5 protein-coding genes are annotated in these 14,876 nt (G+C 71.7%); 4 read left to right on the forward strand and 1 reads right to left on the reverse strand.

Annotation, left to right across the window (positions count from 1 at the left end):
• Nucleotides 1-131: 131 nt before the first annotated feature.
• Nucleotides 132-10,853 carry a tetratricopeptide repeat protein gene (locus IPJ59_RS01170; protein ID WP_293269414.1) on the forward strand — a complete coding sequence of 3,574 codons (10,722 nt, stop codon included), beginning with the start codon at nucleotides 132-134 and terminating at the stop codon, nucleotides 10,851-10,853.
• Nucleotides 10,854-11,090: 237 nt separating this feature from the next.
• Here the strand turns inward: IPJ59_RS01170 and IPJ59_RS01175 are convergent, their stop codons facing one another.
• Complete coding sequence (locus IPJ59_RS01175; RefSeq protein WP_293269415.1) at nucleotides 11,091-11,783, reverse strand: MopE-related protein; 693 nt, start codon at nucleotides 11,781-11,783, stop codon at nucleotides 11,091-11,093.
• 92 nt (nucleotides 11,784-11,875) lie between these two features.
• Here IPJ59_RS01175 and IPJ59_RS01180 point away from each other — a divergent pair, with 92 nt between their 5' ends.
• From IPJ59_RS01180 to IPJ59_RS01190, 3 genes are read left to right on the forward strand one after another with little or no spacing between them, the layout of a single operon-like run.
• On the forward strand, nucleotides 11,876-12,376 hold the full coding sequence (locus tag IPJ59_RS01180; RefSeq protein WP_293253683.1) for a hypothetical protein: 501 nt from the start codon (nucleotides 11,876-11,878) through the stop codon (nucleotides 12,374-12,376).
• Nucleotides 12,373-13,524, forward strand: a complete 1,152-nt coding sequence (locus tag IPJ59_RS01185; RefSeq protein ID WP_293269416.1) for a tetratricopeptide repeat protein — start codon at nucleotides 12,373-12,375, stop codon at nucleotides 13,522-13,524. The genes IPJ59_RS01180 and IPJ59_RS01185 overlap by 4 nt, the downstream gene beginning before the upstream one ends.
• Nucleotides 13,521-14,858: an AI-2E family transporter gene (locus IPJ59_RS01190; RefSeq protein ID WP_293269417.1), complete on the forward strand. Its 1,338-nt coding sequence runs from the start codon at nucleotides 13,521-13,523 to the stop codon at nucleotides 14,856-14,858. The genes IPJ59_RS01185 and IPJ59_RS01190 overlap by 4 nt, the downstream gene beginning before the upstream one ends.
• Nucleotides 14,859-14,876: the final 18 nt, after the last annotated feature.

Here is a 14,876-nt window from a genome sequence, read left to right on the forward strand (position 1 = left end):
TCGCCGGTTTATCCTCGCCCCGACCGGGCCCCGCGTCGACCTAGATTCGAGGCCCGATCTTCGCCACCATAGGGCGGCCTTCATCCGCCGATCGGCGGCCGCGGGTCGCTCGCGCCGCCTCCGAGGCTCGTATGTCCGAACTGCGCTCCGTCCTCTTCCAGTACCTCACCTCCTCGTCCGACGTGGCCCGCCGCGATGCCCTGGGGACGGCCCTCGCCTCCGTCGATCTGGTGGCGGCCCGCGCCGAGGCCAAGCAAGATCCTGGATCGGGAGACGCCGCGGCGAAGGTCGTCGGGCGCCTGATCCTCGACGGCGCGCCGCATGAGGAGATCGTGGACGCTGCGAAGGTCGCTGCGCAGCGGGCCCCGCGAGAGGCCGCGGGCAACGACGTGGCCCTGCTGGCCGGCATGGTGGTGTGGCGGCTCGGCGTCGCCAGCGGTGGCACCAGCGCGTCGGCGCAGGCCGAGCCCTACTTCCGTCGCGTGCGGCGCAACGACCCGGCGGCCGCGGATGTCCTGGCGTTCTATCGCGACATGTTCTCGGGCGACAGCGACGCGAGCCAGCTGATGCAGGTGCTGGTGCAGGCGCGGCGGGCCCTGAAGAAGGAGGACGTCGAGCCGCGCTTCGCCCTCGCGCAGGAGATGGCCGACCTGGCGGAGAAGAAGCTCGGCAGCCTCGATCGCGCGATCGAGGTGTGGCGCTCGGTGCTGCGCGAGGACGGCTACGATCCGCGGGCCGCGAAGGCGCTCGAGCGGCTGTACCGTGAGGGCCAGAAGTGGACCGCGCTGGTCGAGCTGCTCAAGGAGGAGTACGACCGCGTCCCCGATCGCCCGGACACGCGCGAGGATCGCATCACCCGGCTGCTCGAGATCGCCGAGTTGTACCGCGACCAGCTGCGCCTCGACGCGATGGCGCTGGGGATGTTGCAGAAGATCCTCGACATCAACCCGCGTCACGCCGCGACGATCAAGGCCCTGGCCGACACCTACGGCAACGCCAACCGCTGGAACGATCTGCTCGCGGTCTACGGCCGCCTGCTCGACGCCGCGAAGGCCGAGAAGGACGGCCCGCGCCACGTCGACATGCTGCGTCGGATCGCCAGCATCTACGCTGACAACCTCAACAACAGCTCGAAGGCGATGGAGCTGCTGGCCGAGGCGATGACCCTGGCGCCGGGCGACAAGGAGTCGCGCAACATGCTGGCGCGCATCCACGAGTCGCGGAAAGACTGGCGCGCCCTCATCGACCTGCGCAAGTCGGAGCTGGCCACGGCGAGCGGCGCCGAGGCGCTCGAGCTGCGGTCCCAGCTGGCCCGTCTCGCCGAGGATCGCCTGGGTGACCGCGGCGAGGCGATCGCGACCTGGCGCGAGATCCTCGAGCAGCACGGCGACGTCGAGGTCGCGTTGCAGGCGCTGCAGAGCCTGTACGAGAAGGAGGGCAGGTGGAGCGACGCGGCCGAGATCCTGCGCCGCAAGGTCGCCCAGGCGAACGATGAGGCGTGGGCGGTCGAGCTGCTCACCCGCCTCGCGGACATGCACGCCGAGCGCCTGCAGCAGCCGGCCGAGGCCGTGCAGGTGTGGGCCGAAGTGGCCCGCCGCAAGCCGGGGCACGAGCGGGCCAACGCGGCCCTGCGCGCGGCCTACGTCGCCGCGGCGCGGTGGGACGACCTGGTCGCGCTGTACGAGCAGCAGGGCAAGTTGGCCGGCGTGCTCGACGTGCTCTACGCCGCCGCCGAACAGCAGAGCGACGAGGGCGAGCGCCTCGGCCTGTACCGCCGCATCGCCGCGCTCGCGCGCGACCGCGTGGGCGAGCCGGAGCGCGGGCTCAAGGCGCTCGAGCAGGTGCTCGCGCTGCAGCCCGACAATCAGCAGGTCGCGCGCCAGCTGCTCCCGATCTACCGCGAGCGCGGCGACTGGGCCCACGTGCTGGCGATCTACGAGGTCTTGCTGGTCAGCTCGGTCGACGACGACGACCGCCTCGACACCATCGCGGTGATGCGGGACGTCGCGCTGCAGAAGCTCAACGACCCGCGCCGCGCGCTGCACTGGGCCGGTCGCGCCTACCAGATCCGGCCCGGCGACGAGGTCCTGCGCGCCGGCCTCGAGTCGGTGGCCGAGCGGGCCGACGCCTGGGACGAGCTTGGAAAGTACTTCGAGGCCCGCGTCCAGAGCCCGGATTGCGACAACGGCGAGCGCCTCGAGCTGCTCGACAAGCTGGCGACCATCGCCCGCGAACGGCTCGGCCGGCCTGAGGACGCGCAGCGTTACCTGCGGAAGATCATCGAACTCGAGCCGACCAACCGCGCGGCGATGGCCTCGCTCGAGGAGATCTACACCGCCACCGAGCAGTGGCAGGACCTCGCCACGATCTACAACATTCGCCTCGGCGTCACGACCGATCCGGGCGCCCGTCTGGCGACGCTGCGCCGCCTCGGCATCCTGCAGGAGCAGCGCATCGGCGACCTCGATCAGGCGATCGACACCTACAAGCAGATCCAGGCCCAGGTCCCGAGCGACGCCGAGGCGATGGACAGCTTGACCCGGCTGTTCCGCGCCCGCGAGCGCTGGGCCGAGCTGGCGGAGATCCTGCAGCGCCGCCTCGACGCCCAGGAGCTCGGCACCGATCAGCTGTCGGACCAGATCCCGCTGCTCTTCGAGCTGTCGCAGATCTACGCCACCCGCCTGCGCTCGTCGCAGAAGGCGATCGCCGGCTTCCTGCAGATCCTCGACCTCGAGCCCGATCACCTGCCGACGATCGACGCGTTGCAGGTGCTGCGCCGCTCTGACCCGGGCAGCGCGCTCGCGGTCATGCGCGGGCTCCTGCCGTACTACCGCAGCATCCGCGACCACGGGCGCGAGGCCGAGGCGATGGAGGTCATCGTCATGGCCGAGCCCGACTCGGCCGCACGGACCTCGCAGCTGGTCAGCCTCGCCAACCTCTACGCGCAGATGGAGGGCCGTCAGCTCGACGCGCTGCGCGTGCGTCGCGAGCTGCTGGTCGCTCAGCCCGACGACGCCGTCCTGCGCGCCGAGGTCGAGCGGGCCGCCCGCGAGCTCGGACGCATGGACCTGGTCGCCAGCGCATACGAGCAGATGCTCCAGACGCTGCAGCAGCGGGCCGACGCCGCCGAGGCCCAGGGCCGCGCCGTGCCGCGCGAGGCGCTGGCCCAGGTCCGTGACCTGCAGCTGGCCCGCGGCGTGATCCTCCGCGACGACCTGCGTCAGGGCGAGGAGGCGGAGCACGCCTTCGCCGCCGTGCTCGAGCGCGAGGAGACCCACCAGGCCGCCTACGAGGCGCTCGAGGAGCTGCTCAAGATGCGCGGCGCCAACGAGGCGCTGATGAAGCTGTACCGCCGCCGCGTCGACGTCATCTTCGATCCCGAGGAGCAGAAGCGCCTGCTCAGCCGCATCACGTACATCGCCCGCGACGTGCTCGGTCAGCGCGAGGTGGCGATCCGCACCGCCGAGGAGCTGCTCGACCTGGTCCCGGACGACCTGAAGACGATGGAGCAGCTGGCGGCGATGTACGAGCTGTCCGACCAGCAGGACGATCACTACGCGCTCGAGGAGCTGCTCGGTCGCTGGGCCGACCTGGTCGAGGGTGACGAGCTGCGGCACAGCATCGCAACCCGCCGCGCCGCGCTGCGCATGGACAAGCTCAACGACGCCTTCGGCGCGGTCGACCTGCTCGGTCAGGTGCTCGCCGAGGACCCGAGCCACGCCGAGGCACGCCGCCTGCTCGAGCGCCTGCTCGACCACAAGGACGTGCAGCTGCAGGCCGCCGCGCTGCTCGAGCCGATCTATCTCGGGCTGCGCGACCACGCCAACCGCGTCCGCATCCTCGAGGCCCGCCGCGCCCACGCCGAGGAGCTCGGATCGACCGACGAGGCGACCGGCTACCTGCTCGAGATGGCGAGGATCCACGAGTTCGACCTCGACAACCTCGAGGCAGCGTTCGGAGCGGTGCGCCTGGCCTACCTCGCCGAGCCGCGGCGCAGCGACATCCGCAGCGAGCTGCAGCGCCTCGGCATCCAGCTGGAGAAGCAGCGCGAGCTGGTCGAAGTGTGGCAGGAGTCGCTCGACAAGCTGCCCGACGCCGGCGCGAAGATCGAGCTGCTCTCGCGCATCGCCGTGGTCCTCGACGACCACCTGCAGGACCAGGACGGCGCCCGCAAGGCCTACGCCGAGCTGCTCGCGCTCGACCCCCCGGACCTCGAGCTGGCCCGCCGCGCCACTGTGGCGCTGGCCCGCCTCCACCGCGCCGCCGGCGACGCTCCGGCGCTGATCGACGGCCTGCGTGCGCTGCTCCGCTTCATCGACAAGGACGTCGAGCAGGTCAAGATCCTGCTCGAGATCGCCGAGTTGCAGCGCGACAAGATCAGCGACGCCGAGGCGGCCGCGGGCACCTACCAGGAGGTCCTCGACATCGACCCCGGCAGCCTCGCCGCGATGGACGCGCTCGAGCGCATCTACGTCGGACAGGGCGCCTGGGAGCCGCTTTGTCGGGTCCTGCGTCAGCGCGTCATGGCCGTCGACGAGCCCGGCGAGCGCGCCCGCCTGTGGCGCAAGATCGGCGAGATCCAGCGCGACCACCTCAAGGACGCCTACCAGGCGATCGAGGCCTACCAGGAGATCGTCGACATCGGCGCTGGCGCCCACACCACGCTGCACGCGCTCGACGCGATCGTTCGCCTCAACGAGGGCCTCGAGCGCTGGCCCGAGGTCGAGGAGGGCCTGCGTCGCCAGCTCGAGCTCGCGGAGGACGACGAGAGCCGCGCTGCGTTGCTCGGCCGCGCCGCCGGGGTCGTCGGCGAGAAGCTCGGCCGCTACCCCGACGCCATCGACCTGCTCGAGCATGTGCTCAAGATCAACGCCGAGGACGCCGCGGCCCGCGGCACGCTCACCGAGTACCTGGGCCAGGACGACTCGCGCGAGCGTGTGATCGCGATCCTGCACCCGCTCTACGAGGCTGAGCACAACTGGCCCGCGCTGCTCGACCTCGAGGAGCGCCAGGCCCGGCACCAGCCGGCCGGGCGTCGCCGCCTGCTCGCGCTGCTGCAGGTCGCCCGCACCCACGAGGAGCGCTTGGGCGACGTCCAGCGCGCCTTCGCGGTGCTCAGCGAGGCGCTGGCCGAGGCCGGCGATCAGCCGGAACTCGCCGACATCCTCGATCGCCTCGAGCGCCTCGGAAGCCTCGACGGTGGCCGCGATGCGGAGCTGCTCGACGCGAACCTCAAGGTCGTCGACAGCGTCCAAGACCCGGCGCTGCAGGCCCGCGTGCTGCGGACGATCGGTCGCCTGGCGACCGGGCAGGGGCGCCTCGACGAGGCCCGTCGCGCCTACGAGCGGCTGCTCGAGCACGACGCCGGCGACGTCCCCAGCGCCGACGCGCTCGAGCAGGTGCTCGTGCGCCAGGCCGACCACGACGCGCTGGCGGAGCTGCTGGTCCGCCGCGGCGAGCGGGCCGAGGGCGACGCACGCGACGCGTTCTTCATGCGCGCGGCCGAGATCTACCGCGGCCAATTGAGCCGCCCGGAGGACGCGATCGGCCTCTACGAGCGCGTGCGGCCCGAAGGCGCCGCAGGTCCGGCCGCGCAGGCCGTGCTCGCGCCGCTCTACGAGGGGAGCGGTCGCTGGCACGACCTGGCCCGTTTCCTCGAGGGCAAGCTGGGCGGTCAGTCGGGCCGCGAGCGCACCCTGACCGAGCTTCGCCTCGCTACGATCTTCCGCGAGCAGCTCGGCGACCTCGGCGAGGGTCTGCGTCACTTCGCCGAAGCGCTGCGCCACGAGCCCGAGTTCGTGTCCGCGGGCCCCGACCTCGAGCGCTACCTCGGCGACGAGGACCTGCGCCCGCAAGTGATCGAGCAGTTGGAGCCCGTGTTCACCGCGGCCCAGGACTGGCCGCGCCTCATCCGCGTGCAGGAGCTGCGCCTCGCCGAGGCCGGTGACGACACCCAGGCCCGCATCAAGATCCTCACCCGGACGGCCCAGATTCAGGAGGACATGCTCGAGAATTACGAAGCAGCCTTCGACACCTACGGCCGTATCTTCAAGGAAGACCCGACCCATAAGTCGGCGCGTGACCAGCTCACCCGCCTGGCCCACGCACTCGCCCGCAGCGAGGCGCTGGCGGTGCTGCTCACCGCGTACGTCAGCGGCGACGCCGAGGGCGACGAGCGCGACGAGACCCTGGCGATCGTCCGCGAGGCCGCCGAGCTGTGGCAGAGCCTCGACCAACCGGCCCGCGCGGTGCCGCTGTACGAGCGGCTGATCCAGGCCCGCCCGAGCGACACCACCGTGTTCCCCGCGCTCGAGCTGGCCCTGACCCGCGCCGAGCAGTGGAAGGAGCTGGCCGAGGCGTACTGGCGCGAGGCCGACACCAGCCTCGACGAGCAGCGCCAGGTCGACGTGCTCATGCGCCTCAGCGAGCTCGCGCTCGGCATCCTCGGCGACTCGGAGCTGGCGATCCGCGCCTTCGTCCGCGTGCTCGAGACCCAGCCCGAGCAGTCGGTCGCGCGTGACCGGCTCGAGCGTGTGTACGAGAACCTCGCCCGCTGGGACGCGCTCATCGAGTCGTTGCGCCAGCGGCTCGAGCGCGCCGAGGACAGCGCGACGCGCGAGGCGATCCTGCTGCGCATCGCCGAGCTGCAGGACCAGAAGCAGGACAACCCCGACGCGGCGATCGACACCCTCGAGTCGCTGCTCGCCGAGCAGCCAGGCCTCGAGCGCGCCATGTTGGCGCTCGAGCAGCTGGTCGAGCACCGCGCCGAGCACCGCGTGCGCCTGTTCGCGATCCTGCGTCCGCTCTACGAGGCAGCGCAAGACGCGATGCGGATGGTCGCCGTCGACGAGTGGCAGCTGACCCAGACCGAGGATCCGGTGTCGCGTCACGAGCTGCTCCGCGAGATCGCGGCGCTGCTCGAGCCGCAGGGCGCCGACGGCCCCGGCTACGCCTTCCACGCCCTCGTGCGCGCGCTCGCGGAGCCCGGCCCCGAGGGCGCGCTCGAGGCCCTCGACAGCGAGCTCGCTCGCGTCTCGCGGCAATACGGCTTCGACTACGATCTGCGCCAGGCGCTGCTGCAGGCCGAGACCACGCCGGCGCTGCAGGCCGACGTCGCTCGCCGCGTCGCGCTGCTGCAGCAGGCCGCCCAGCTCGCGGTCAACGCGGCCGACAACGACGCCGCCACCACGATCCTCCGGCATGCGCTCACGGTCAGCCCGGACGACCGCGGCGCGCTCGCGCTGCTCGACGAGACCCTCGCGCTCGCGGCCGACTTCGAGGGCCTGCGCGCGGTGCTCGATCGCCGCGTCGAGGTCGCCACCGATGACGAGGAGCGCATCGACCTGCTGCGCCGCCTGGCCCGGCTGGTCGAGGAGGGCCTCGGCCTCCCCGAGGCCGCCGAGGCCGCGTGGCGCCGGATCCTCGACATCGAGCCGGCCAACAGCGACGCGATGCTGCGGCTGCGCCGGCTCTACGCCGCCAAGGGTGACCACGTCCAGCTGATCGGCGTGCTCGAGCGGCAGATCGAGAACACCGACGACCTGGCCCCGCGCCAGGCCCTGCGCAAAGAGCTGGCCCGGATCCACCGCGAGGGCACGCGCGACCGCGCCGCCGAGATCGAGGCGCTGCGCGCCTTGTTGATGGACACGCCCGACGATGATGAGGCCCTGAACGCGCTGGCCCAGGCCCTGCTCGCCGTCGAGAACTACCCCGAGGCCGCGACGACCCTGCTCGAGCGGGTCCAGATCACACAGCAGCGCGACCGCAAGGTGGCCCTGCTGCTCGAGGTGGCCCGTCTTCACACCGGGCCGATGAACGACGCAGGCGGGGCCATCCCGCACTATGAGTCGATCTTCGGGCTCACCGCGGCCCAGCCCGAGGCCGTCGCGGACCTGATGAAGCTGGTCCAGAACCCCGCGAGCTCCGAGTCGGCGGCGGCGCTGTTGATCCCGCAGCTCGACCAGGCCCACCGCTACAACGAGCTCGCCCAGGTGTGGGACGCCCGCGCCAAGCTGGCCGAGAACCCGGGCGACGCCGTCGAGGCGCTGCGTCAGCTGGCCAAGATCCGCTTCGAGCGCCTCGGCGACATCGCCGGCAGCCTCGCCGCCAACAACCTGCTGATGGATCGCGTTGGGCCGGACGACCTCCGACCTGTCCTCGAGGCCAGCAACAAGATGTCGGTGCGCCTCGACAAGGCCGAGGAGCACGTCGACGCGCTGGCCCGCCGGGCGGCCCGCGCCGAGCTCGACCCGCAGTCGCGGGTGATGATCGCCCAGTCGGCCGCCGACATGGCCGAGGGCATCCTCGGCGACCGCACGCGCGCGCTGAACCTGCTCGCGACCCTGCTCGACGCCGGCATCGCCGACGAGACGACCTGCCGGAACATCGAGCGCCTCGCCCGCGCCGCCAGCGACCGCAAGCTGCTGGCCCGCGTGCTCGCCGAGTCGGCCAAGCTGGCCGTCGGTCAGCCGATCCACCCGGACACGCAGGTCCGCCTCGGCGACGCCCGCTTCGACATCGGCGAGCTCGAGGGCGCCACCGAGGCCTACGCCGAGGCACTCGACGATCGCCCGGGCTTCGCCGGCGCCGTCGCGGGGCTCGAGCGGGTGCTCGACCGCTCGCAGAAGCAGGGCCTGGCGATCGGCGCCCGCCTGCTCGAGGCCCTCGACAACGCCTACCACGTCGCCGGCAACAAGCCCGGACTGACGAAGATCGCCCGCCTGCGCCTCGAGGGCGCGACCGGGGCCGACCGTATCGCCGGCCTCGAGGCGCTGGCCCGCCTGTGCGATGAAGGTGGCGGCAGCGCCGACGAGGCGCTCGACGCCTGGGGCGCGCTCATCCTGCTCGACGCCGAGTCGCCGCTGGCGATCGAGCGGATCGTCGCCCTGTCGCGCACGCCTCAGCTGCTGCTCAAGGGCGTCAAGTACCTCGCCGGTGGCATCGACGCCGCCGTCAGCGAGAGCCGCCCCTGCACCGCGCTGTGCCTCGAGACCACGCGCATCTTGCTCCGCGACCTGCGCAAGCCGGCCTCGGCGCTGCAGGCCCTGAACCCGGCGCTCAAGGACAACCCCGACAACCTCGAGGCGCTCGAGCTGCAGATCATGGCCTCGCGCGCCGACGGCAACCTCGAGATCCTGCACGACGCGCTGACCCGCTACGCCCGCCTGTCCAACAACCCGGATCTGGTGGTGCCGCTGCTGCGCGAGGCGGTCAACGTCGCCGAGGCGATGGCCAACCCGACCCTCGCGCTCGCCGATCTGCGCGCCCTGATCGACGTCGACCAGAACGACGGGGCCGCGTGGGAGGGCCTTCTCAAGCTGCTGCAAGGCACCGGTGACCTCGAGGGCCTGTCCGCGGCGCTCGAGCAGCGCATCAGCATCACCACCGACAGCGACGAGCAGCGGATCTTGCGTCACCGCCTGGCCAACTTGATGGTCCATCTCGGCGGTCTCGACGAGGCCATCACGGTCTACAACGACATGCTCGAGGCCCGCCCGGACGACCTCCAGGCGATCCAGGAGCTCGAGGCCCTTCACCGGCGCCTGAAGAACTGGAAGGAGGTCCGCGACGTGCTCGAGCGCAAGCTCGACCACCTGAGCGGACCGCAGCGCGCACCGGTGCTCGAGGAGATGGCCCACCTCGCCGAGGAGCAGCTCAGCGACCTCGACGACGCCGCCGCGCTGCACCGGCGCCTGCTCACCGAGGCGCCGACGCACACCCCGAGCCTGGTCGCCCTGTGGCGCCTGCTCGACGCGGCCGAGAAGTGGAACGAGCTCGCCGAGCTGCTCGAGCAGTTCATGGCCGTGCTCCGCGATCTCGGCGGCACCGACCAGATCCGCGAGGTCGGCCTCCGCCTCGCCGAGCTGTACGGCGAGCGCCTCGCGGACCCGGAGAAGGCGCGCCAGATCCTCGTCGAGCTGCTCGAGGGCGACGCGGACTTCGTCCCCGCGATCCTCGCCCTCAGCACCATCGAGGAGCAGCAGGGCAACGACGAGGCGATGCGCGCGCTGCTGCTGCGGGCCCAGGCCCTCCAGCCCCAGGGCGTGATCGGGGCCAGCTTGCAGCTGCGTCTCTCGGTCTTCGCCGACAGCCCGGAGAAGCGGCGCGAGCACCTGGAGACGGCGCTGCACCTGAACCCGGCCAACGTCGACGCTGCTCGCCAGCTGCTCGAGCTGAGCCGCAAGGAGGGCTACTGGGAGCAGGTCGCGTACCTGCAGGCGCTGCTGGCCCAGTACGTCGAGGACGACGGCGAGCGCAAGAAGCTGATCCTCGAGCGCGTCGACATCCTGATGACCAAGGTCGGCGACCCCGAGGAGGCCCTGCGCGCCCTGGCCCCGGTCTATGAGGCCGTGCAGGACGACGTCGAGGTCAACCGCCGCATCGCCGACGCGCTGTTCGTCAGCGAGCGCTTCGACGAGGCCGGGGGCATGTACGGCTGGCTCATCGAGGTCGCCTCGGCGGCCCCGAAGAAGACCAAGATGCTGTCGCACTATCTCACCCGCATGGCTCGCATCCAGCTCAACGCCGGTGATGTCGACACGGCCCTCGACCGCCTCAAGGAGGCCTACCGCATCGACACCACCAACCCGGAGACGCTGGTGCTGCTCACCGACGTCTACGCCCACAAGAACATGTGGGAGGAGTCGCTGAAGACCGCCCGGGCGATGCTGCTGCAGAACGTCGACCAGTCGGGCCTGGTCCGCCGCGGCGACATCTACATGCGCCTGGCCGCCGCCCACGTCGGCTTGAAGGAGCAGCAGAAGGCGCTGTCGATGCTCAAGCGCGGCCTCGAAGAGGATCCGCAGCACCCGGAGATCCCGGCCCGCATCACTGCGCTGCAGACCGGCGCCTGAACGCGAGCGCCACCCCTCGCGCGAGCCTCAGCCTCGCGCGAGCCTCAGCCTCGCGCGAGCCTCAGCCGCGCGAGCCTCACACCCCCGCGCGAGCCTCAGCCTCGCGCGAGCCTCACACCCCGCGTGAGACGCTCATGTTCGTCGTCGACCACGACAAAGCCCGACCTTCGCTACGAGGGTCGGGCCTGCTGTTGTCACCCGCCCGAAGCGGGAGGCCGGTGCGGGGAGGGCAGGGGATCAGGGCTTCTTGAGCTTGGCGGCCTCTTCGGCGGTGAGGCAGCGGTCGTCGACGGCGTTGTTGCAGTCGTCGTCCTTCTGGTTGCAGATCTCCTGCGAGGGCTGGATGTTCTGCGCGCACTGGAGCTGGCCGCCGAGGCACTTCATCAGGCCCTCCGCGCACACGCCGGTCTTGCCGGTCGAGCAGCTGCCGCCGGTGCCGGGCACTTCCTCGTCGATCTGGCCGTCGCAGTCGTTGTCGATGCCGTCGCACTTCTCCGGCTGGGTCGCCGGCAGCGGGGCGTCGCAGGTGGTGCCCGAGCCGTCCGGCTTGCAGCGCCAGGTGCCCGAGCTCTTGCACTGACCGGTGCCGATCGAGCAGCTCGCACCGTCGCGCTCGAAGTTGTTGTCGACGATGCCGTCGCAGTCGTCGTCGGTCTTGTTGCAGGTCTCCTTGCGCGGCTGGACCTCGCCGCCGCAGGCGCCCCACACCGCGTCGTTGCCACAAGTTCGATTGCCGCCCTTGCAGATGCCGCGTCCCGAGGTCCCGGGCGCGCCGTTGTAGCAGGCCTCGACGATGCCGGGCCGGCACTGCGCCGGCTTGTTGGTGCCGGCCGCGTTCACCTCATCGAGGAGCCGCTGGCGTTCGACGTTCTGATCGGTGCCCGCGCAGGCCCCAATCACGAGGCCGCCGAACAGCCCCACGGAGCACATACGACGCAGCAGAGCGCCAGGAGAGAGAACTTCGCTGCTGGGATTTCCCATGGCCGGAGCATACACGGCTTTGATATAACTCCGCGAACTTCGTGTCTGCGCTGGGCAAAGTCTATCTGCTCGTCAGCCTTGGCCTCGTCGTCCTCGGGCTGCTGTGGGCCGTGATGACCTTGCGGGACAACAATGCCTGGGTGCCGATCACCCTGTGGATCCCCGTCTGGACCGAGACTGGCCTGTGGCAATCCCGCCACTACGAGGTCAGCGCCTCGGCGCTCCTCGCCGGCTGGCTGACCACGCTCGGCCTCATGGCGATCTACGCGATCCGCGCGCCGTTCAGGATCCGGGCCGCGGCCGTCGCGCAGAGGCGCCTCCGCGGCCTCGAGCGTGAGGTCCTCGAGCTGCGCACCTTGCCCCTGCGCCAGGCCGAGGAGGACGACATGCTCGCGGCCGAGGCTCGCCTCGATGTCGGCCAGCAGCGGGTGATGCAGGAGCACTACGCGGTCGCCGTGCCGGTGATGGCCGCGGCCGCGGCAGGTGCGGGTACGGGTACGGGTGCGGCGCCGGGCGCCGTCGCGGGACGAGGCGCCGCGTGAGCGCGCTCTGGATCGTGCTCCTGGCCGTGGGCAGCCTGGCTCTCGGGGCAGCTGCGGCGTACTGGCGGACGGCCGCACGCCAGCCAGCCGCGGCCGCGGTGGCGCGTCGCAGCCACGTGCTCTACGCGCTGGCCGAGGGCGACATCGAGAACGTGGCCCACGAGCTCGAGCAGATCGCCGAGGCCGAGCCCGGTGACGCCACGGTGTTCCTCGCGCTCGCGGCCCTCGATCGCCGTCGCGGCCGGGTCGAGCGCGCCAAGGCGATCCACCGCACCGTGCTCGCCGGCGCCGACCTGGCCGCCGAGCTGCGCGTCGCCGCCTTCGTCGGCCTCGGTCGCGACTTGCTCGCCCAGGGCCACCAGGAGGCCGCCGTCGGCGCCCTCTCGCGGGCCATCAGCCTCGCCCCGCAGTCGCTCGCCACCCTCGAGACCCTCGCCCGCGCGCTCGAACAGGCCGGCGCGTGGGATCGGGCCGCGGCCGCGTGGGAGCGCCACGAGAAGCTGGTCCCGGCCCGGCGCCGCCGCGACAGTCGCATCGGCCGCGGCCACGCCCTCGCCGGTCAGGCCCTCGCCGCCCTCGACGAGGGCGACGCTCGCAAGGCCGAGCGGCTCATCGTTCGCGCCCTCGAGCTCGCCCCCGACAGCGGCCACGTGTGGACCGCCCGCGCCCGCGTGGCCAGCAACCTCGGCGACGCGGCGGGTTCGTGTCTGGCCTGGCAGCGCGCGTGGGAGCTGACCCCCGCGGCGGCGACGCCTCTGGTCGGCGAGGCGCTCGAGGCCGCGGCCGAGATCGGCGGCCTCCCGGACCTGCACGAGCGCATGCTCGCCAGCCTCCGCAGCGGCGAAGACGCTGCCCTGGTCGTCGCGCTGGCGCAGCGCCTCGGCGCCAGTCACCCCGAGGCCGCGATCGCGGCGCTGCAGCGCGTGCGCAGCCGCTCCCCCGCGGCGGCCCTGAGCCTGGTACGCTTGCGCCTCGCTCAGGGCCAGCGCGACCAGGCCCTCGACGCCGCGATGATGGAACTCCCCCCACCGATCGTGGTCTGCCGGGCGTGCGCCCGGGAGATGCCACGATTCCGCTTCCGCTGCGACGAGTGCGGCGCGTGGGATAGCGCCATCAACCTCGACGCCCACCGGAGGGCCGAGGCGTGAGCCGCGAGCAGTCCGGCGTCTATCCGCGGCGTCGCAGCGAGCTGCTCAGCACCACCAGCAGGTTCCTCCGCCAGTGGGGCTTCGCCCTGTTCATCGTCGCGATGATCCTCGCCTTCCGCGAGGTGCTGATCCCCTTCGTCTTCGCCTTCGCGCTGGCGTACCTGATGGCGCCGGTGATCCACCGCCTGCAGCCCCGGCTCGGGCGCGCGCTGTCGGTGATCCTCGTCTACCTCAGCCTGTTTGGCATCGTCACCGCCTTCGTCATCGTGTTCTTGCCGGCGCTCGTGCAGGACTTCTCGCGCCTGCGGGACACCGCGCCGGCGGCGATCGAGTACGTCGACAAGACCTACCTGCCGCAGGCGACCCAATGGTTCGAGGAGAACTTCGGCACGCTCAACCAGGGCGCGCCGCCGCCTGAGACGCCGCCGCCCTCGGAGCTGATCGCCCGGCCTGGACCCGACGGCAGCTGGTCGATCAGCCTCGAGCACCTCAAGCTCTCGCTCGAGGACGGCGGCAACGGACGCTGGAAGGTCCACCCGCCGTCGCAGCACGTCGAGGCTGGCCTCACCGACACCCTGCGCAAGCTGGTGATGACCAAGGGCAGCGAGTACACCGGCCAGATCGCCGGCTTCCTGCGCGCCCTGATCAGCGGCGTCACGGCCTTCCTGACCAACTTCGTCATCACCCTCATGCTCGCGGCCTTCATCCTCATCAACCCCGCGCGGGTGATGAACTTCGCCCGCGGGCTGGTCCCGCTGCACTACCGGGCCACCTACGAGGAGCTGGTGCTGCTGCTCGACGTCGGCCTCGCCGGGGTCATCCGCGGGCAGCTGCTCATCTGCCTCGTCAACGGCGTGCTCACCTACATCGGCCTGGTCGTCTTCGGCATCAAGTACAGCTTCCTGCTCGCGGTGGTCGCCGCGGCCTTCAGCCTGGTGCCGATCTTCGGCACGATCATCTCCTCGATCCCGATCATCGTCGTCGCCCTGGTCTCGAACGAGGAGGGCCTCGCCTTCGGCCCGCCGCTGCTGATGCTCGCCTGGATCGCCGGCATCCACCTGCTCGAGGCCAACATCTTCAACCCCAAGATCATCGGCGACGCCGCGCACATGCACCCGGTCGTCGTGATCTTCGCGCTGCTGGCCGGCGAGCACGTCTACGGCCTGACCGGCGCGCTGCTGGCCGCGCCGGTCGCGAGCATGGCGCAGACCGTGTTCCTGTTCGCGTACCGCCGCTCGCGCTGGCACGCGCCCGGCAACCTGCGCGTCGAGGACCTGCCCGAGCCGCCGCCGGACCAGAGCTCGGCCACGATGACCACCGCCAACGTGCGCTGACCGTCGGACTCAGGGCCG

Origin of the sequence: Nannocystis sp. (genome assembly GCF_016714285.1) — a bacterium.
In the GTDB taxonomy this organism is placed as follows: domain Bacteria; phylum Myxococcota_A; class Polyangia; order Nannocystales; family Nannocystaceae; genus Nannocystis.